The organism is Solirubrobacter ginsenosidimutans (genome assembly GCF_027587205.1).
Genome location: NZ_JAPDOD010000094.1, coordinates 1 through 17,519 on the forward strand (window position 1 = coordinate 1; position 17,519 = coordinate 17,519).

Here is a 17,519-nt window from a genome sequence, read left to right on the forward strand (position 1 = left end):
CAACCCCCGATCTCACGACACGAACACGATCGTGTTGCATCGACCGGATGAATCCACCGTCCTCACAGGACGCATTTGTTCGTCACCCCCTCGCGCATGACTTCGTTGCTCGCCGAAACCGATCACCGGAAGGCCCGGGGCGGACGGGGGTGTCAGCACCGCGCCCGTAACTGTCGGTATCCCAGCACGGCAATTCGACCCCAACAGAGCCGCGCACCATCCGGGTCCACGTCAGCCCGGGACGGGTGGCACTGCCAATCCCCCTCCCCACCCGGCGCAGTTGACGTTCAAGCACCTAGCGTCGCCGAATACAACCGCTCCGGATCGAGCCCCATAGACGCGAAGTTGCCCTCGATCTCGAGGGACACGTGCCCGTGCATCCGCGACCACAGGACCACGGCACGCTCACGGTCCGGCTCGACTTTGAGCAACAGGTCCATCGAGCGCTGGGCCGCGGCGACCAGCTCCGGCTGGTGCGCGTCGTAACCGGGCAAGGGCGCCGCGAACAAGAGCCGGTAGCGGTGTGGTTGCTCCAAAGCCCACGCGCGGTACGCGCGGGGGAGTGAGTCCGCGCCCGCCAAGGCCTCCGCCAGGTCGTTGTAGGCGTCGAGGGCGAGCGCGGTCAAGAGCGCGTCGCGGTTGCGGAAGTAGCGGTAGAGCGCGGGGCCGGAGACGCCGAGCTCACGCGCGATCGCGTTCAACGCGACGGCGGACGGGCCGCCCGCCGCCAGTTGGGTCATCGCGACGCGCTTTACGGCTGCCCGTACTGTGCTCGCGCGTTCAGAGGTTAGAGTGTCTAACATCAGCTAGAGCTTATAACACGGAGGCGAACGAGATGCAGGTCAAAGAGATCGAACTGCCGGGGATCGGCGAGCCGGAGACGTTGCGGGTGCGGACGCGCGAGCTGCCCGCCGCGGGGCCGGAGCAGGCCGTCGTACGCGTCGAGGCCTCGGGCGTGTCGTTCGCCGAGCAGCAGATGCGGCGCGGCAAGTACTACGACCAGCCGGAGTTCCCGTTCGTGCCCGGCTACGACCTCGTGGGCGTGGACGAGACGACCGGCCGGCGCGTGGCCGCGCTCACCAAGGTCGGCGGCTGGGCGGACCGCGTCGTCCTCAACAAGGCCGACCTCGTCCCGGTGCCCGACGGCGTCAGCGCCGAAGCCGCCGAGACCGTGATCGTCAACGGCGTCACCGCCTACCGGATGCTGCACCGCAGCGCGAAGGTCAAGCGCGGGCAGACGATCGTGGTCCTCGGCGCCGCGGGCGGCGTGGGGACGGTGCTCGTCCAGCTCGCCCGCCACGCGGGCATCAACGTCATCGGGACGGCGGGCCCGAAGCAGCAGGAGCGGCTGAAGGAACTCGGCGCGACCCCGCTCGACTACCGGAGCGAGAACGTCCTCGCGCGCGTGCGCGAGCTCGCGCCGGACGGCGTGGCCGCGGTCTTCGATCATGTCGGCGGCGCCGGGATCAAAGACTCCTGGCGGATGCTCGCCCGCAAGGGAGCCCTCGTGTCCTACGGCACCGCGGCCACGAAGGACGTCCCCGGCAACCCGCAGATCCCGGTGCTGAAGCTGCTCGCGAAGCTGACGGTTTGGCGCATCCTGCCAAACGGCAAGAGCGCTTCCTTCTTCAACCTGTGGGCGGGTGCCCGGTTCCGCAAGGCGCGGTTTCGCGCCCAGCTGCAAAACGACCTGGGCCATGTGCTCGGGCTCGTGCGCGACGGCGCGATCACGCCGCAGATCGCCGCGCGCTTCCCGTTGGAGCGGGCCGCGGAGGCGCTGCGCTTCGCCGAGACCGGTGGCAATACGGGGAAGGTCTTGATCCTTCCCTGAACACGTTCGGTAGCCTCACCCCCCGTTTCTCCACGGGAAAGGGATCGAGGACCATGGCTGTACGCGTCGGCATCAACGGCTTCGGCCGGATCGGCCGCAACGTCTTCCGCGCAGCGCACGAGTCGGGAGCTGACGTCGAGATCGTCGCCGTCAACGACATCACCGACGCCGGCACGCTGGGCCACCTGCTCAAGTACGACTCCGTCTTTGGCCCGTTCCCGGGCGAGGTCTCCGTCGGTGACGGCGTGCTCGTCGTCAACGGCAACGAGGTCAAGGTGCTCGCCGAGCGCGACCCGGCCGCGCTGCCGTGGGGCGAGCTGGGCGTCGACGTCGTGATCGAGTCGACCGGCTTCTTCACCAAGCGTGCGGACGCCGCCAAGCACCTCGAGGCCGGCGCGAAGAAGGTCATCATCTCCGCGCCCGCGACGGAGCCGGACGCGACGGTCGTCCTCGGCGTCAACTTCGACGACGTCTACGAGCCCGAGAACCATCACGTCATCTCCAACGCGTCGTGCACGACGAACTGCCTCGCGCCGGTCGCCAAGGTCCTCAACGACCTGGTCGGCATCGAGAAGGGCCTGATGACGACGATCCACGCCTACACGGCGGATCAGAACCTGCAGGACGCGCCGCACAAGGACCTCCGCCGCGCCCGCGCCGCCGCGATCAACCTCGTGCCGGCCTCGACCGGCGCCGCGAAGGCCATCGGCCTCGTGATCCCGGAGCTCCAGGGCAAGATGCACGGCTTCGCGGTGCGCGCGCCCGTCCCGACCGGCTCGGTCGTGGACCTGACGATCGTGGCGAAGCGCGACACGAGCGTCGAGGAGATCAACGACGCGATGAAGGCCCAGGCCGACACGGGCGCCTTCACCGGCATCCTGCGCTGGACCGACGAGCCGCTGGTCTCCTCGGACATCGTGAAGTCCCCGCACAGCTCGATCTTCGATTCGCAGCTGACCGCGGTGCTCCAGGGCAACCTGGTCAAGGTCGTCGCGTGGTACGACAACGAGTGGGGCTACTCGAACCGCGTGGTCGACCTCGCCCAGAAGGTGCTGGTGCGTGCGCACGCTTGACGATCTCGACGTCGAGGGTAAGCGCGTCCTCGTCCGGGTGGACTTCAACGTCCCCCTGGACGAGGCCCGCAACATCACCGACGACGCGAGAATCCAGGCGGCGCTTCCGACCCTGAAGGAGCTGCGCGAGAAGGGAGCCAAGGGGCTCGTCCTGCTCGCGCACCTGGGGCGGCCCAAGGGCGGTCCCGACCCGAAGTTCTCCCTCAAGCCGGCGGCTGACCGGCTGGCCGAGCTGCTCGGCGTCGAGGTGACCCTCGCGCCGGATCTCGACAATGTGCCCGAGGGCGACGTCGTGATGGTCGAGAACGTCCGCTTCTTCGACGGCGAGACGAAGAACGACGCGGACCTCGCGGCCCGCTACGCGAAGCTCGCGGACGTCTACGTCAATGACGCGTTCGGCGCCGCCCATCGCGCGCACGCCTCGACCGAGGGCGTCGCGCACCTGCTGCCGAGCGCCGCGGGCCGCCTGCTCGAGCGCGAGGTCACGACGCTCAACGGCATCCTCGCGGACCCCAAGCGCCCGCTCGTCGCGGTCGTCGGCGGGGCGAAGGTGACGGACAAGATCGGCGTGCTCGAGGCGTTCCTCGAGACGGCCGACACGGTCCTGATCGGCGGCGCGATGTGCTTCCCGTTCTTCAAGGCCCAAGGCCACGAGGTCGGGAGCTCACTGTGCGAGGAGGCGGGCCTGGAGCCGGCCGCCAAGCTGCTGGGCAACCCGAAGCTCGAGCTGCCGAGCGATCAGGTCGCCGGCCGCGCGTTCAGCGCCGACACCGAGGTCCAGGCCATCGACGGCGTCGACATCCCTGAAGGTTGGATGGGCCTCGACATCGGCCCCAAGACCGCGGAGCGCTACAGCGCCACGATCGCGGCCGCCGGCACGGTCTTCTGGAACGGGCCGATGGGCGCGTTCGAGCTCGAGCCGTTCGCGGCCGGGACGAAGGCGGTCGCCGAGGCGATGGCCGCGACCGACGCGACCACGGTGGTCGGCGGCGGCGACTCCGCGGCGGCACTGGCCCAGTTCGGGCTCGCCGACCGCGTCACCCACCTCTCGACCGGCGGCGGTGCCTCGCTCGAGCTGATCGAAGGCAAAGAGCTGCCCGGAGTGAAGGCCCTTACATGAGTGACCGCAAGCCGTTCATCGCCGGCAACTGGAAGATGAACAACACGATCGCCGAGTCCGAGGAGCTGATCCAGGCGCTGCTGCCGCTGGTCGGCGCGGTGGAGGACGTCGACATCGTCGTCGCCCCGCCGTTCCTCGCCCTGCAGGCGATCGTGGACTCGGCGCGCGGCAGCGCCGTCGGCGTCTACGCGCAGAACATGGCCGAGAAGGACGCCGGCGCGTGCACGGGCGAGGTCTCGGGCCCGATGCTCGCCGAGATCGACGTCCACGGCGTGATCCTCGGGCACTCCGAGCGCCGCCAGTTGTTCGGCGAGACGGACCGGCTGCTGCAGCTGAAGGTCCCGAAGGCGCTCGAGTTCGGGCTGATCCCGATCCTCTGCGTCGGTGAGACCGAGGAGGAGCGCGAGCGCGGCGACACCGAGCGCAAGCTGCGCCACCAGGTCCAGGAAGGCCTGGAGAAGGTCCCGCTGGAGCGGTTGCATGAGGTCGTCGTGGCCTACGAGCCGATCTGGGCGATCGGCACCGGCCTGACCGCCACGCCCGAGCAGGCGCAGGACGCGGTCGCGTTCGTCCGCGCGCTCGTGCAGGGCTTCGACAAGGAGGCGGGCAACCGCGTCCGCGTGCTCTACGGCGGTTCGATGAAGGCCGAGAACGCGGCCGACCTGCTCGCGCAGCCGGACATCGACGGCGGGCTGATCGGCGGCGCCTCGCTCGACGCCGAGTCCTTCGCGGCAATAGTGGAGGCGGCACGCTCGTGAGCCTCCCCGCGGTGACCCTCGTGGTGCTCGACGGTTGGGGGCTCGCCCCCGACGGTCCCGGCAACGCCGTCTCGCTGGCGCACACGCCGGTGTTCGACGCGCTGTGGGCCAAGCACCCGCACACGACGCTCACCGCGATGGGGCCGAGCGTCGGCCTGCCGGAGGGCCAGATGGGCAACTCCGAGGTCGGCCACCTCAACCTCGGGGCCGGCGCGATCGTCCCGCAGGATCTGGCGCGCATCGACGCCGCGGTCGAGGACGGCACGCTGGCCGAGAACGAGGTCCTGCAGGCCGCGTTCCGCGGGCCGGAGCGCGTCCACCTGATCGGGCTCGTGTCCGACGGCGGCGTGCACTCCTCCGACCGGCACCTCAAGGCCCTGATCGAGCTCGCCGCCGAGTGGGGGATCGACGACCTCGTCGTGCACGCCTTCACCGACGGCCGCGACACGTCGCCGACCGGCGGCGTCAAGTACCTCGCCGAGGTTCAGGGCTGGATGGACGAGGTGGGCGCGGGCCGGATCGGCAGCGTCATCGGCCGCTACTTCGCGATGGACCGCGACAAGCGCTGGGACCGCGTGCAGAAGGCCTACGACCTGCTCGTCCACGGGAAGGCCGAGCACCACGCGGACTCCGGCGCCGCCGCCGCGCAGGCCGCCTACGACCGCGACGAGACGGACGAGTTCATCGCCGCGACGACCGTCGGTGAGGACGCCACGATCCGCCCCGGCGATGCCGTCATCGCGTTCAACTTCCGCCCGGACCGCATGCGCGAGATCACGCTCGCCCTTTGCGACGATGCCTTCACCGAGGTCGACCGCGGCGGCGCCGGCGTGATCGAGCAGTACGCGACGCTGGCCGAGTACGACGAGGACTGGAGCTATCCGGTCGTCTTCCCGCCCAAGCGTCCCGCGCTGACGATCGCCGAGGTGATCGCGCGCGAGGGCAAGGGTCAGTTGCACGTCGCGGAGACGGAGAAGTACCCCCACGTCACGTACTTCTTCAACGGCGGCGAGGAGCACCCCTACGAGGGCGAGGTCCGCGAGCTCGTCCCGTCCCCACGCGACGTCCCGACGTACGACTTCAAGCCCGAGATGAGCGCGCACGGGATCACCGACGCCTTCATCAAGCACTTCGAGGCCGAGAAGCCGGCGTTCGCGATCATCAACTTCGCCAACCCGGACATGGTCGGCCACACCGGCGTCATCCCGGCGGCGGTCAAGGCGGTGGAGACCGTCGACGAGTGCCTCGGTCGCATCGTCAACGCCGTCCACGCCGCGGGCGGCGCCTGCCTCGTCACGGCCGACCACGGCAACTGCGACCACATGCTCAACGATGACGGCTCGCCCAACACGGCCCACTCGCTGAACCCGGTGCCGTTCATCGTCACCAACGGCGCCGACGCGCTCGACGGCGAGGGCATCCTCGCCGACGTCGCACCCACGGCGCTGGCGCTGCTGGGCATCGAGCAGCCGGCCGAGATGACCGGCCGCTCGCTCATTGCCTAGGGCGTCGTCGTCGACAGGGTGAACGTCAGCGTCTTGCTGTAGCTGCCGGTGCGCAATGCGTCGCCGGCGGCGACGTGCTGCTTGAAGCCGACGGTCACCGCGTCATTCGAGACGGCTGCGGTCCAGGTCGCCTTGGAGAGCGTCACCTCGAGCGCCGACGGCAGCGAGAACGCGCCGTTGGTCAGGTGGCCGGGATCGGAGTACGAGAGCGCCGCATCGCCGGCCGTCGAGACCACGGTCGCGGTGGACGATGCCGTGTAGTCCTTGGCGACGCCCGGAGCGAAGGCGCCGAAGCTCCCGCTCGTCACGCTCAGCCCCAGCGTGGCGGGCACCGTCCCGCCCACGCTCGCGGTCACCGCCGTGATCGCCGTCTGCGGCACCGGTGGGAAGGCCGGAGGCGGCACCCGCTTCTGCGACGCCGCCTGGTAGGCGGCGCCGATGGTGATCAGCTTCTGCTCGTTGAACGGCAGGCCGAGCAGCTGCACGCCGACCGGCAGCGCGGCCGGCTTGGGCGGCAGCAGCACGCCACTCGCATCGCGGTCGTAGACCTGGGTGGTGAAGCCGGACGGGATCGTCATCGCCGGGAAGCCGTATGCGCTCAGGCCGGACCAGACGATGCCGCGGTCGTTCAGCGACGGCTCCTCGGGCGAGGTCAACACGCCGGGCGGGACGTTGCCCGTCGGGAAGACGACCGCGTCGAGGTCGTTGTGGGCGAAGCAGGTGGAGACGACGGTCTGCACCGCGAAGCGGGTCTGGGTGGCGCTGGCGGTGGCCAGCGTCGTCGCCCGGTCGGTGCTCACCAGGCCGGAGCGGCGGTTGCCCATCGCCGGGTTCGGGTCGGTCCAGAACTGCGAGTTGGCGATCAGCTCGGTGAGGTTGTGGATCTTCGCGTCGCCGCGGTCGTGGATGTACTGGTTGAAGTTGAACTTCGCCTCGCCCGCGTCCGACCCCGTGCCGCCGAAGCTGCGGATGCTCGGCCGGCCGGTCGCGGTGTGGGGGACCTTCGACGGGTCGAAGTACATGTCCAGCAGCGTCTGCAGCTGGTCGGTGGTCGGCAGTCCGGTCGTGGGATCGGTCGGGAACAGCGTCGGGAAGCCGCGCACGAACTGCTGGTTCTGCCACTTCGGCAGGTACTTGTCGACGCAGCTCTGGAACAGCGCGCCGTGCTCGCCCGGGTCGACGATCGTGGCGCCGAGCGCGCGCAGCTGGTCGATCGCGGCGTTGGTGATGTCGATGTTCTGCGTGTCGACGGCGTTGAACAGCGCCTTGTCCATGTACTCGCGGATGACGCCGATCCGCATGCCCGCGAGCGTCGTCTTCGTGGTCGTGTCGAAGCTGTCCGGGGAGCGGCCGTCGCCGAAGGACGTCAGCTCGTCCTTGGGGTCCCAGCCCTTGTAGGCCTGCAGGATGCGGGCGGCGTCGGCGACCGTCCGGCAGATCGGCCCGACGCGGGTGTTGAGGCCGCGCTGGATCATGCCCGCGGCGCTCACCAGCTCGCGCGTGGGCACGACTCCGACGACGTCGTTGAACGACGACGGCTTGACGATCGAGCCGCCCGTCTCCTCGCCGATCGCGCAGGTGACGAAGTTCATCGACACCGAGGTCGCGGAGCCGCCGCTGGAGCCGCCGGGGTCGCGGGTGGTGTCGTAGGGGTTGCACTCCGTGCCGCCGAAGGAGCTGCGGGCGGCGCCGCCCGCGTACTCGTCCAGGTTGGCCTTGGCGAGGATGATCGCGCCCGCCTTGCGCAGGCGCTCGACGACGGTGGAGTCGGCCGGCGGGCGGTCGTTGGCCCAGGCCGCGTCGCCGCCCGAGGTGCTGCGCATGTCGAAGGTGTCGTACTGGTCCTTGATCGACATCACGACGCCCTGGAGCGGGAGCAGCTTGCCGGTGCGGGCGAACTCGGCGTCCTGCGCCGCCGCGGTCTCCAGCGCGTCGGGCATCGCGGCGTTGTTGTCGGTCGCGTCGGTCATCGACCGCGCCTTGCGGTCGTCGAAGCCCCATGCGAGGCGGTTCGCCGGGCGGAGGTTGAGCGTGATCAGCGCGTTGACCTTGCCCGCGTCGGGGATCATCGTGATCGGCCCCAGAACGCCCTGCGGCTGGTTCACGCAGGTGCCGTTGTAGGCCTTGATCCGGCTCAGGTAGCCCTCGACGAGATCCGTCACCGTGATCTGGTGGCTTTGCAGCGCAGCCTGGATCTGGGGGATCGTCGCCTCGCCGAGCACGAAGCCGTCCCCGATCTCGCCCGGGCCGTTGCGCGCCGCCGCCACCCCCGGCGCGACACAGGCAAAGCTCGCCGCCAGCGCCGCCACCGCGGCGATTCGAACCATCCTCACAACCGATCAACCCCCTCCAGGTTCCGTCGTGTCAGAGGCGCGGGACGCTAAGTGCGACGACGGGGTCCGCCTATGGACCGAGCGTCCTAACGTGGCTCCCTAGGCCGGAAAGCGTTTGCTGTTGATCGCGCAACTACCCCTCGCTAAACTACTGGCCATGGCAACGCCGGATATCAGCGTGGACCTCACCGCCGAGGAACTCGGCGCGTGGCGAGGGCTGCTGCGCGTCCATACCGCCCTGGTGAAGGCACTGGACGCCGAGCTCGCCGCCGCACATGACCTCCCGCTCAGCTCTTATGAAGTCCTGATCACTCTCGAATCCGCTCCCGGCCGCAAGCGCCGGATGGCGGAGCTCGCCGACTCGGTGCTGCTCTCGCGCTCCGGGATGACGCGCCTGGTCGACCGCCTCGCGGACAACGGGCTGCTCGAACGCGACCTGTGCACCGACGACGGTCGCGGCTGCTACGCGGTGCTGACCGACAAGGGCGCCGAGGTGCTCGCCACGGCGCGCCCGACGCACCTGGACGGCGTCCGCGAGCGGTTCCTGCGCCATTTCTCATCCGACGAGCTCCTGGTGCTCGGCGAGATGTGGAACCGCGTGCTGCCGGGCGCCGCCGCGACCCCCGAGTAGCGCACCGATGCCGGACGGCCGCGAGCGCATCCTCGACACCGCGTACGAGCTGTTCTCGAAGCACGGGACGCGGGCCGTGGGCGTCGATCGGATCATCACCGAGGCGGGCGCGGCGAAGATGACGCTCTACCGCAACTTCGCGTCCAAGGACGAGCTGATCGTCGCGTTCCTGGCGGCGCGCGAGGAGCGCTGGACGCGCGGGTGGCTGCAGGCGGAGGTCGAGCAGCGGGCGACGGAGCCGGCGGACCGGCTGCTGGCGATCTTCGACGTCTTCGGCGAGTGGTTCGCTCGCCCCGACTTCGAGGGCTGCTCGTTCATCAACGTGATGCTCGAGCTGACCGACCGTGGAGATCCCGGCCGCGTGGCGAGCGTCGAGCACCTGAGCGTGATCCGCGAGTTCCTGTCGGGGCTGGCGGAGGCCGCGGGTGTCGAGGACGCCGAGGCGTTCGCGCACCAGTGGCACATCCTGATGAAGGGCTCGATCGTCGCCGCGGCCGAGGGCGACGCCCTCGCCGCGGCGCGCGCCAAGGAGCTCGGCGAGCTGCTCTTGATGAGCCGCCGCTCCTCAACCTTGCCCGCGTAGCGGCCGACACAGGCCATGTGCCTGATCCTGACGTCGTGGTCGTGGGTGCCGGCTTCGCCGGCGCCGTCATGGCCGAGCGCATCGCCGCGGTCCGCGGCCTGCGCGTCCTGGTGATCGACCGCCGCGACCACATCGCCGGCAACGCCTTCGACGCCCGCGACCAGCACGGCGTGCTCATCCATCGCTACGGGCCGCACATCTTCCACACCAACGCCGCGAAGGTCAGCGACTACCTGTCGCGGTTCACGGAGTGGCGCGCGTACGAGCACCGCGTGCTGGCCGACGTCGGCGGGCGGTTGGTGCCGATGCCGATCAACCGGACGACTTTGAACGCGCTGTATGGCCTGTCTCTGCGGAGCTCGGATGAGGTGCAGGCGTTCTTCGACGCGCGGGCGGAGCGACGCGAGCGGCTGGAGAACTCCGAGGACGCGGTCGTGGCGAAGGTGGGGCGGGAGCTCTACGAGACGTTGTTCCGCGGCTACACGCGCAAGCAGTGGGGGCTGGACCCGTCCGAGCTGCACGCCCAGGTCTGCGCCCGCATCCCCGTGCGGACCAACGACGACGACCGCTACTTCGGCGACGCCTTTCAATGCATGCCCGCCGACGGCTACACGGCGCTGTTCGAGCGGCTGCTCGACCACCCGCTGATCGAGGTGCGCACCGGAGTCGAGTTCGCGGATCTGCGTGAGCGCTACGACCACCTCGTCTGGACCGGGCCGATCGACGAGTACTACGACCGCCGCTTCGGCGCGCTGCCGTATCGCTCGCTGCGCTTCGAGACCGAGACGCGCGCGACGCCCTCCGGTGAGCTGCTGCAGCCGGTCGCGGTGATCAATCACCCCTCTGAGGACGTGCCCTATACGCGCGTCACGGAGTACCGGCACCTGACCGGGCAGGTGCACGGCGCCTCGACCTTGCACTACGAGTACCCGAGCGCCGAGGGTGACCCCTATTACCCGGTGCCACGGCCCGAGAACCGCGCGCTCTACCAGCGCTACGCCGCGCTGGCCGCGCGCGAGAAGGGCGTCACGTTCGTCGGCCGGCTCGCCCGCTACCAGTACCTGAACATGGACCAGGTCGTCGCCCAGGCGCTCGCGGCGTTCACGGCGGTGTTCGGCGCCGAACGTTCTCGAGCCGTCCATGCCTGAGCCGTTCGTCAGCGCGTTGATGGCGGCCTACAACGCCGAGCCGTTCGTGGCCGAAGCCATCGAGAGCGCTTTGGCGCAGGACTGGCCCGCCGACCGGCTCGAGGTCGTCGTGTGCGATGACGGGTCGACCGACGGGACGGCCGCGGTGGTCTCGTCGTATGTCGAGCGGTTCCCTGGGCGGGTGCGGCTGATCCAGCAGGCGAACGCGGGCCCGTGCGCGGCGGTCAACACGGCGCTGGCTTCGGCGCGGGGCGAGTGGCTCGGGCTGCTCGACGCCGACGACGCCTGGCCGGCGGACAAGCTGCGGGTGCAGGGTGAGGTGCTGCGCTCGCGGCCCTCGGTCGGTCTCGTCTACGGCGACATGCGGGTGATCGACGCCGCGGGTGACGTGATCCAGGAGTCTTGGCTCGAGGGTGAGCCGCTGCTCCCCGAGGGCCGCTGCGTCGCCGAGCTGCTCGCGGGCAACGTCGCGACTGCCTCCTCGCTGCTGATGCGCGCCTCGGTCGTCGAGCCGATCCCGTCCGAGATCCCCTACACCGACTGGTGGTTCGCGGCGCGCGCCGCCTTGGTCTCCGACATCGCCTACGTCCCCGAGCCCCGCACGCTCTACCGCTTCCACGGCGGCAACATCACCCTCGGTGTCGAGGGCCCGGCCCGCGCCCGCGAGCTGCGCAAGGCGCTGACGTTCGTGCGCTGGTTCCTGCGCCGGATGCAGCCGGGCATGGCGAGTGCGCGTGGGGTGGCGACCGCGTGGACGTACTTCGAGTACTGCGAGCGCGAGCTGGCCGCGCTCGGCGAGGCGGGTGTGGAGGTGGGCGAAGCGGACCGCTCGCAGGCACGCGCCGAGCTCGTGCGGGCGGGCGCTGCGCCGCCCAGCGCGACCGTATCTGCGACCGCCGCCACCGCGACTGCCGGCGCTGCGCCGCGCGCCGCGACCGCGACCGCCGCGCCGTCCCGTCCTGCCGCTCATCGCGTGATCGCGTTTCTGCGCGCCGCCGCGGCCGACCCGACCCTCTCCGCCGCCCGCGACGGGCTCGCGGACGCACTCGCCGCCGCTCTCCCCGCCGAAGCGGCTCCACTTGACGGCGCCGGCCCGCGCGTCGTGCTCGCCTTCGCGGACGAGCTCGTCGCCGCGCCGCACCTCCTCGACGCCTGGGCGCGCGAAATGCGCGGGGTCCCCGGGGTCACGCTCGCGGTGACGACGTCGCCGGACGCCACCGACGCGCTCGCCCGGGCCGCCGCCGGGCTCCCCGACGACGTCGACGTGCTCGCCGTCGTCGGACCCGTCGACCGTGACGCGGTCAGCGCCGTGTACAGCGAGCAGGGACGTGACGACCCGCCCGCGCCGCGGTTCGGCGCGGCGGATCTGGCCCGACTCGCCGCCGCCTGGTCCTGATAGCTTCCCGTGAGAGAGACAGGTCCGTCTCACTCACGTCCGGGAGGAGAGCGCATGGCCATTCCCACCGAGCTCGTCGGGTCGTTGCCGCGGCCCATGAAGCTGCAGGAGGCCTACGAGGCGTACGACCAGGGCACGATCGGGTGGTCCGAGCTGCAGGCGGAGCAGGACGCCGCGGCGGAGGACTCGATCAAGCGCCTTGAAGCGACCGGGGAGCCGATCGTCACCGACGGCGAGCAGCGCGAGTCGAGCTTTGCGACGTACCCGATCACGGACACGCTCGCGGGTACCGGGCTCGCCGACAACCTCGCGGGGGACGGCCAGTTCTTCGCGATCTTCGACGACGGCCATCACCGCCAGCTCCCGCGTTTGACGGGTGGGCCGTTTCGCTACAAGACCTTCGCGTCGGAGTTCGTGACCAAGAACCGCGCGATCGCGACGCATCCGGTCAAGCAGGCGGTGATCGCGCCGTCGATGCTGATGCTGCTCTACCCGCTCGAGGAGGAGCTCGCCGGGTATTCGCGCGACCAGTTCCTCGCCGACCTGTGCGACGAGGTCGAGAAGGACATCCGCGGGTGCTTCGACGCGGGCGCGGTGCGCGTCTCGATCGACTTCACCGAGGGGCGGCTGGCGAACAAGAACGACTCCCGCAACCCCTGGACCAACAAGGACATGCTCCAGGAGTTCATCGACCTCAATAACCGCGTGATCGATCGCTTCAGCGCCGAAGAGCGGGTCAACATCGGCATCCACACCTGCCCGGGCGGCGACTGCGACTCGGTGCACTCCAAGGAAGTCCCCTACGAGAAGCTGCTGAGCAAGATGTTCCAGCTCAACGCCGGCTACTTCCTCATCCAGTGCGCCTCCGAGGACGACCGCGAGGCGGTCTACCAGATGTGCGGCGAGTACTCGCGCGAGGACGCCAACGGCGTGCCGCAGGTCTGCTTCATGGGCGTCGTCAACCCGCTGGACCCGGCGGTGGAGACCGCGGAGCACGTGGCGAACGAGCTGGTCACCGCGGCCAAGCACATCCCGGTCTCCCGGCTGGGCGCGACCGACGACTGCGGGTTCTCGCCCTTCTCCCGCGACGTCAAGCCCAAGCACGGCTCGCCGGACTTCGCGCGCGACATCGCGATGCAGAAGATCACCGCGCGGCTGGCGGGTGCGGCGATGGCGCGACAGGAGCTGGGCGCGGCGACCGCGTGAAACGGCGGCCGGGCGCGGCTCGCGCGCCCGGCTCGCGCGCCCGGCCTTCACCCTCTGCTCGAGGGTGAACTAGTGCTCGATCGCGGCACCGTCGGGCGCGACCGGCCACCACTTGGCGCCGAAGCCGTCGCTGCCCTTGCCGTTGGCGTCACCCGCGGCCTGGTCGCCGGAGAAGTAGTAGAGCGGGTGCCCCGCGTAGGTGACGCCGAGCGTCCCGTCGGCGCGCTTGCTCGTCCCGAGCAGGTCGGCCTTGATGCCGTCGCCGGCGGCGGGCTTGCCGTCGGTGGTCAGCGGCGGCCACGCCTGGGCGCACTGGCCGTCGCAGGCGCTCTTGTCGCCTTGGTCGGCCTCCCACAGGTAGAGCGTGCGGCCCGCTGCGTCGGCGAGCATGCCGTTGGCGGCCTTGACGGTCAGGGCAGAAGCGGCCGGCGTGGACTCGGCCTTCTTGGAGGAGCCGTAGTCGTACCCGTACGAGCTGTCGGCGGACTGCTTGGCGCCCGCGGGCGCGGTGTCGGACTGGCTATCAGAGCCGCATCCCGCCACGACGAGCGTGGCGGCGAGGGCGGCAAGAGCGGATGCGGTTCGCAGCTTCATGCGAGACATGACGCCGCGTGGGGCGGGTTTCATCCACCCGCCCCATCGCTGGGGCTGTCTCAGCGTAGGCGCACGCGCACGACGGCGCCCGCGCCGGGCGACCCGCCGTTGATCGAGATGTAGAGGCCGTCGTCACCGACCGTGATCCCGCCCGGGAACGGGAGCGTGTCCGGGGGGAGGGCGATCTGGCGCTTCTCGCCGCTGCGGCTGACCGTGTACAGCGCGCCGTCGTTGAGCGGCCCGAGCAGGCTGTCGTGGTCGATCTCGAGCGCGTACAGCGTGCCGTCACGCCCGAAGGCGAGATCCATCAGGTTCGTGAAGCCGGTCGCGAAGGTGCTCACGGCGCCGGTGGCCGGGTCGACGCGGTAGATGTTCGCGCCGCCGGTCGGGAACGGGAAGCCCGTGAGCTGGCTGACGTAGTACTGGCCGTCCGGGCCCTTGTTCACGGACGTCGGCACCGCCTGCATCGAGATCGGGGGGCCGCCGAAGGGGTTCGGCACGCCCGCGCGGTTCGGGAAGAGCGCGAGGTTCTTCACGCGGCCGTACTGGTCGACCGTGTCGAGTGCATTGCCGCCCGCGTCGGCGACCACGAGCCGGTCGCCGTCCTGGAGCAGGTCGACGGCGTTGGAGTCGACCGCGGGGTTCCCGACGACCTTGTCGGGGTTGAAGTCGCGCTCGTAGTCCCAGATGTCCGCGCGCGGGATCGCGCGTCCCTGGCGGTTGATCTTCAGCACCTTGCCGAAGAGGCTGGCGACCGGGCTCTGGTCGGCGAGCGTCTCGCGGAAGATCGTCGCGCCGGTTGCGTCCTTGGGCTCCGTGGGGCCGCCGTTGGTGATCAGGACGCGGTCGTTGTCGGTGACGATGATGCCGTGCGGGCCGATCGCGTTGTCGTTGTCCGGCGTGTTGGCCATCGAGGCGAGGCCTGACGCGATCCGGTACTGCCGGCCCCAGCGGTCGATCTTCGTCACGGCGCCGGAAGCGCCCATGCACGCCGGCCCTTCGCCGCCGACGAAGCACGGTCCGGGTCCGCCCCGGCCGGCCTCGGCCACGTACAGATCGCCGCGTGGGCCGAAGGCCAGGTGGCGTGGGCTATCGAGCCCCGTCGCGACGGTGCGGATCTGCACCTTGTCGCGATCGCCGTCATGGCCGCCGTTCGCCCTCGCGGCCGGCGCGACCCCAAGCGCGACCACGAGAGAAAGCGCCCCGCCGCACAAACGAATACCGCGCATACGAGCTCCTCCGTTCGAGTGTGCCGACGCTCTCACGGGACCCGGGCGACGGTCAACCGGTGGCGTGTCAGCGATTGCACCGGATACGCAGGGGATTGCGTATCCGCAAATCCAGGACTTGATAGATTCCGACTGAGATCTTATAGTTGTGGCCAGCGCATGATTCATCACCGCAACCCCTGGAGAAATGACATGGCCATCGTTCGTTGGGAACCCTTCCGCGACCTCTCAGAGCTCAATCGTCTGTTCGCCCCCGCCGCCGCGCAGCGCCGCTGGCTGCCGGCCCTGGATCTCGTCGAGACCGCCGACCAGTTCGTCCTGACCGCCGACCTGCCCGGCCTGGGCGAGGACGACGTCAAGATCGAGGTCGAGGACCGCGTCCTCTCGATCTCGGGCGAGCGCACCCGCGCGTCCGAGGAGAACAAGGCGGGCTACCGCCGCGTCGAGCGCGCGTTCGGCGCCTTCCGCCGCACCCTCACGCTCCCCGAGGGCGTCGACGGCGAGGCGATCACCGCGTCCTTCGACAAGGGCGTGCTCGAGATCGCGATCCCCAAGCCCGAGCAGCGCAAGCCGCGCCGCATCACGATCGGCACCGGCTCCAAGACCGTGGAGACGGAGTCGGCCGCGGCCTAATCACCCGCGGCACGGTGGGCGCGCAGGCATGGTGCGCGCCCACGACACGCTTCACCGGGGCGGCCTCAGCGCCGCCCCGCCCAGTTAAGGGGTCAGACCCCTCAACATTGCGAACCCAGGCGTAGAGCCAAAAGTTTTGTTGAGGGGTCTGACCCCCCTGTGCGGCGCGGGGTGGCGGATACCCTCGCATCGCGTGTTCTCCATCCGCACCCGCGATCCCGGCTCCTACGCCCGCACCGGCACCCTCAAGCTCGCGCACGGCGAGGTGCGCACGCCCGCCTTCGTGCCGCTGGCGACCAAGGCCGTCGTCAAGACGCTCGAGGTCAAGGAGGCGGCCGCGCTCGGCTTCGACATGGTCCTCGGGAACACGTTCCACCTGTTCCTCTCGCCCGGCCACGAGCTGATCAAGCAGCTCGGCGGGCTGCACCGGTTCCAGCGCTGGGACCGGCCGATCATCACCGATTCCGGCGGTTTCCAGGTCTTCTCGATGGGCCACGGGACGGTGGCGGACGAGATCAAGGGCCGCGCCGCGCAGTCCGCGGGCGAGCGCTCGGGCGCGATCCTCTCGATCGAGGAGGAGGGCGTCAGCTTCCGCTCCTACCTCGACGGCTCGACCAAGTTCATGGGGCCGGAGACCTCGATGGAGGTCCAGGCCGCGCTCGGCTCGGACATCGCATTGGTCTTCGACGAGTGCACCCCGTTCCACGCGGACCGCGAGTACACCGCGCGCTCGACGGAGCGCACCCACCGCTGGCTCGACCGCTGCCTGAAGTGGCACGCGCAGCACGGGCCCGAGGGCCAGATCGTCTACGGCATCGTCCAGGGCGGAACCGACGAGGACCTGCGCCGCTCCTCCGCGCAGGAGGTCGCCGCCCGCGAGGCGCTCGGCGGGATCGCGATCGGCGGCTCGCTCGGCGAAGACAAGGCGCAGATGTTCGAGGTCGTCGAGTGGACGATCGAGGAGTTGCCGGAGGCCAGGCCGCGCCACCTGCTGGGGATCGGCGAGGTCGACGACCTCGTCCGCGGCGTCGAGCTCGGCATCGACACCTTCGACTGCGCGATGCCGACCCGCATCGGCCGCCACGGCATGGCGCTCGTGCCCGACCCCGAGAAGCGCTGGCGCGTGGACCTCGCCAAGGCCCGCTGGAAGGAGGCCGACGAGCCGCTGCTCGAAGGCTGCCCGTGCTCGGCCTGCGAGGCGGGCTACTCCCGCGCCTACCTGCACTACCTGCTGCGGGCGAAGGAGCAGACCGCGCAGAGGGTGCTCACGCTCCACAACCTCGCCTTCCTCCAACGCCTGATGGCGGAGTTGCGCGACGCGGTCGACGAGGGGCGCCTGGCGGCGGTCGCCGCGGCGGTGCGAAGTGGGGCGGCGCCGTGGGAGCTGGCGACGGCGCGCGCGTGACCGCGGGCGGCGAGGGCGCGGCGGCGGGCGGCGGCGCGGCGGCGGGCAGTGACGCGGCGGCCGGCAGTGACGCG

General features: G+C 70.5%; 16 protein-coding genes. 12 read left to right on the forward strand and 4 right to left on the reverse strand.

Features of this window, described 5'->3' with window-relative positions:
- Nucleotides 1–287 precede the first annotated feature (287 nt).
- Nucleotides 288–740, reverse strand: a complete 453-nt coding sequence (locus OM076_RS43450) for a TetR/AcrR family transcriptional regulator (RefSeq protein WP_270046475.1) — start codon at nucleotides 738–740, stop codon at nucleotides 288–290.
- A gap of 95 nt (nucleotides 741–835) precedes the next feature.
- Between OM076_RS43450 and OM076_RS43455 the strand changes: the two genes are divergently transcribed.
- Genes OM076_RS43455 through gpmI form a run of 5 tightly spaced genes read left to right on the forward strand, consistent with a single transcriptional unit; the run spans nucleotide 836 to nucleotide 6,287 of the window.
- The gene (locus tag OM076_RS43455; RefSeq protein WP_270046476.1) at nucleotides 836–1,831 is read left to right on the forward strand and encodes a medium chain dehydrogenase/reductase family protein; all 996 of its coding nucleotides are present in this window, start codon (nucleotides 836–838) and stop codon (nucleotides 1,829–1,831) included.
- 53 nt (nucleotides 1,832–1,884) lie between these two features.
- Nucleotides 1,885–2,904 carry a type I glyceraldehyde-3-phosphate dehydrogenase gene (gene gap / locus OM076_RS43460; protein ID WP_270046477.1) on the forward strand — a complete coding sequence of 340 codons (1,020 nt, stop codon included), beginning with the start codon at nucleotides 1,885–1,887 and terminating at the stop codon, nucleotides 2,902–2,904.
- Nucleotides 2,891–4,024, forward strand: a complete 1,134-nt coding sequence (locus OM076_RS43465; RefSeq protein ID WP_270046478.1) for a phosphoglycerate kinase — start codon at nucleotides 2,891–2,893, stop codon at nucleotides 4,022–4,024. The genes gap and OM076_RS43465 overlap by 14 nt, the downstream gene beginning before the upstream one ends.
- Nucleotides 4,021–4,782, forward strand: a complete 762-nt coding sequence (gene tpiA, locus OM076_RS43470) for a triose-phosphate isomerase (RefSeq protein WP_270046479.1) — start codon at nucleotides 4,021–4,023, stop codon at nucleotides 4,780–4,782. The genes OM076_RS43465 and tpiA overlap by 4 nt, the downstream gene beginning before the upstream one ends.
- Nucleotides 4,779–6,287: a 2,3-bisphosphoglycerate-independent phosphoglycerate mutase gene (gene gpmI, locus OM076_RS43475; RefSeq protein ID WP_270046480.1), complete on the forward strand. Its 1,509-nt coding sequence runs from the start codon at nucleotides 4,779–4,781 to the stop codon at nucleotides 6,285–6,287. The genes tpiA and gpmI overlap by 4 nt, the downstream gene beginning before the upstream one ends.
- Here gpmI and OM076_RS43480 read toward each other — a convergent pair.
- A complete protein-coding gene (locus tag OM076_RS43480; RefSeq protein WP_270046481.1) occupies nucleotides 6,284–8,614 on the reverse strand; it encodes an amidase in 2,331 nt (776 codons plus the stop codon). The two genes, gpmI and OM076_RS43480, sit on opposite strands and share 4 nt — an antisense overlap.
- A gap of 163 nt (nucleotides 8,615–8,777) precedes the next feature.
- Between OM076_RS43480 and OM076_RS43485 the strand changes: the two genes are divergently transcribed.
- The 5 genes from OM076_RS43485 to OM076_RS43505 all read left to right on the forward strand — a co-directional run bounded on the left by OM076_RS43485 (nucleotide 8,778) and on the right by OM076_RS43505 (nucleotide 13,584).
- On the forward strand, nucleotides 8,778–9,251 hold the full coding sequence (locus OM076_RS43485; RefSeq protein ID WP_270046482.1) for a MarR family winged helix-turn-helix transcriptional regulator: 474 nt from the start codon (nucleotides 8,778–8,780) through the stop codon (nucleotides 9,249–9,251).
- 7 nt (nucleotides 9,252–9,258) lie between these two features.
- Entirely contained in the window at nucleotides 9,259–9,834 is a 576-nt protein-coding gene (locus OM076_RS43490; RefSeq protein ID WP_270046483.1) for a TetR/AcrR family transcriptional regulator, read from the forward strand.
- Between the two features lie 68 nt (nucleotides 9,835–9,902).
- Nucleotides 9,903–10,982: a UDP-galactopyranose mutase gene (gene glf, locus OM076_RS43495; RefSeq protein ID WP_372518147.1), complete on the forward strand. Its 1,080-nt coding sequence runs from the start codon at nucleotides 9,903–9,905 to the stop codon at nucleotides 10,980–10,982.
- Nucleotides 10,975–12,378 carry a glycosyltransferase gene (locus tag OM076_RS43500; RefSeq protein ID WP_270046485.1) on the forward strand — a complete coding sequence of 468 codons (1,404 nt, stop codon included), beginning with the start codon at nucleotides 10,975–10,977 and terminating at the stop codon, nucleotides 12,376–12,378. Before glf ends, OM076_RS43500 begins: the two co-directional genes overlap by 8 nt.
- 54 nt (nucleotides 12,379–12,432) lie before the next feature.
- Complete coding sequence (locus OM076_RS43505; protein WP_270046486.1) at nucleotides 12,433–13,584, forward strand: uroporphyrinogen decarboxylase/cobalamine-independent methonine synthase family protein; 1,152 nt, start codon at nucleotides 12,433–12,435, stop codon at nucleotides 13,582–13,584.
- 69 nt (nucleotides 13,585–13,653) lie between these two features.
- Here OM076_RS43505 and OM076_RS43510 read toward each other — a convergent pair whose 3' ends face one another.
- Together OM076_RS43510 and OM076_RS43515 are read right to left on the reverse strand one after the other, a co-directional pair.
- Nucleotides 13,654–14,178, reverse strand: a complete 525-nt coding sequence (locus OM076_RS43510) for a COG4315 family predicted lipoprotein (protein WP_270046487.1) — start codon at nucleotides 14,176–14,178, stop codon at nucleotides 13,654–13,656.
- 59 nt (nucleotides 14,179–14,237) lie between these two features.
- Nucleotides 14,238–15,368, reverse strand: a complete 1,131-nt coding sequence (locus OM076_RS43515; protein ID WP_270046488.1) for a ScyD/ScyE family protein — start codon at nucleotides 15,366–15,368, stop codon at nucleotides 14,238–14,240.
- A gap of 231 nt (nucleotides 15,369–15,599) precedes the next feature.
- Between OM076_RS43515 and OM076_RS43520 the strand changes: the two genes are divergently transcribed.
- Both OM076_RS43520 and tgt read left to right on the forward strand, forming a co-directional pair.
- The gene (locus OM076_RS43520; RefSeq protein ID WP_270046489.1) at nucleotides 15,600–16,040 is read left to right on the forward strand and encodes an Hsp20/alpha crystallin family protein; all 441 of its coding nucleotides are present in this window, start codon (nucleotides 15,600–15,602) and stop codon (nucleotides 16,038–16,040) included.
- 193 nt (nucleotides 16,041–16,233) lie between these two features.
- The gene (tgt, locus tag OM076_RS43525; protein WP_270046490.1) at nucleotides 16,234–17,445 is read left to right on the forward strand and encodes a tRNA guanosine(34) transglycosylase Tgt; all 1,212 of its coding nucleotides are present in this window, start codon (nucleotides 16,234–16,236) and stop codon (nucleotides 17,443–17,445) included.
- The last annotated feature ends 74 nt before the right edge of the window (nucleotides 17,446–17,519 follow it).

Coding starts and splice junctions, on each gene's coding strand:
- OM076_RS43450 (WP_270046475.1), bottom strand. CDS start 740: ATGACCCAACTGGCGGCGGGCGGCCCGTCCGCCGTCGCGTTGAACGCG.
- OM076_RS43455 (WP_270046476.1), top strand. CDS start 836: ATGCAGGTCAAAGAGATCGAACTGCCGGGGATCGGCGAGCCGGAGACG.
- gap (WP_270046477.1), top strand. CDS start 1,885: ATGGCTGTACGCGTCGGCATCAACGGCTTCGGCCGGATCGGCCGCAAC.
- tpiA (WP_270046479.1), top strand. CDS start 4,021: ATGAGTGACCGCAAGCCGTTCATCGCCGGCAACTGGAAGATGAACAAC.
- OM076_RS43480 (WP_270046481.1), bottom strand. CDS start 8,614: ATGGTTCGAATCGCCGCGGTGGCGGCGCTGGCGGCGAGCTTTGCCTGT.
- OM076_RS43485 (WP_270046482.1), top strand. CDS start 8,778: ATGGCAACGCCGGATATCAGCGTGGACCTCACCGCCGAGGAACTCGGC.
- OM076_RS43490 (WP_270046483.1), top strand. CDS start 9,259: ATGCCGGACGGCCGCGAGCGCATCCTCGACACCGCGTACGAGCTGTTC.
- glf (WP_372518147.1), top strand. CDS start 9,903: ATGGCCGAGCGCATCGCCGCGGTCCGCGGCCTGCGCGTCCTGGTGATC.
- OM076_RS43500 (WP_270046485.1), top strand. CDS start 10,975: ATGCCTGAGCCGTTCGTCAGCGCGTTGATGGCGGCCTACAACGCCGAG.
- OM076_RS43505 (WP_270046486.1), top strand. CDS start 12,433: ATGGCCATTCCCACCGAGCTCGTCGGGTCGTTGCCGCGGCCCATGAAG.
- OM076_RS43510 (WP_270046487.1), bottom strand. CDS start 14,178: ATGAAGCTGCGAACCGCATCCGCTCTTGCCGCCCTCGCCGCCACGCTC.
- OM076_RS43520 (WP_270046489.1), top strand. CDS start 15,600: ATGGCCATCGTTCGTTGGGAACCCTTCCGCGACCTCTCAGAGCTCAAT.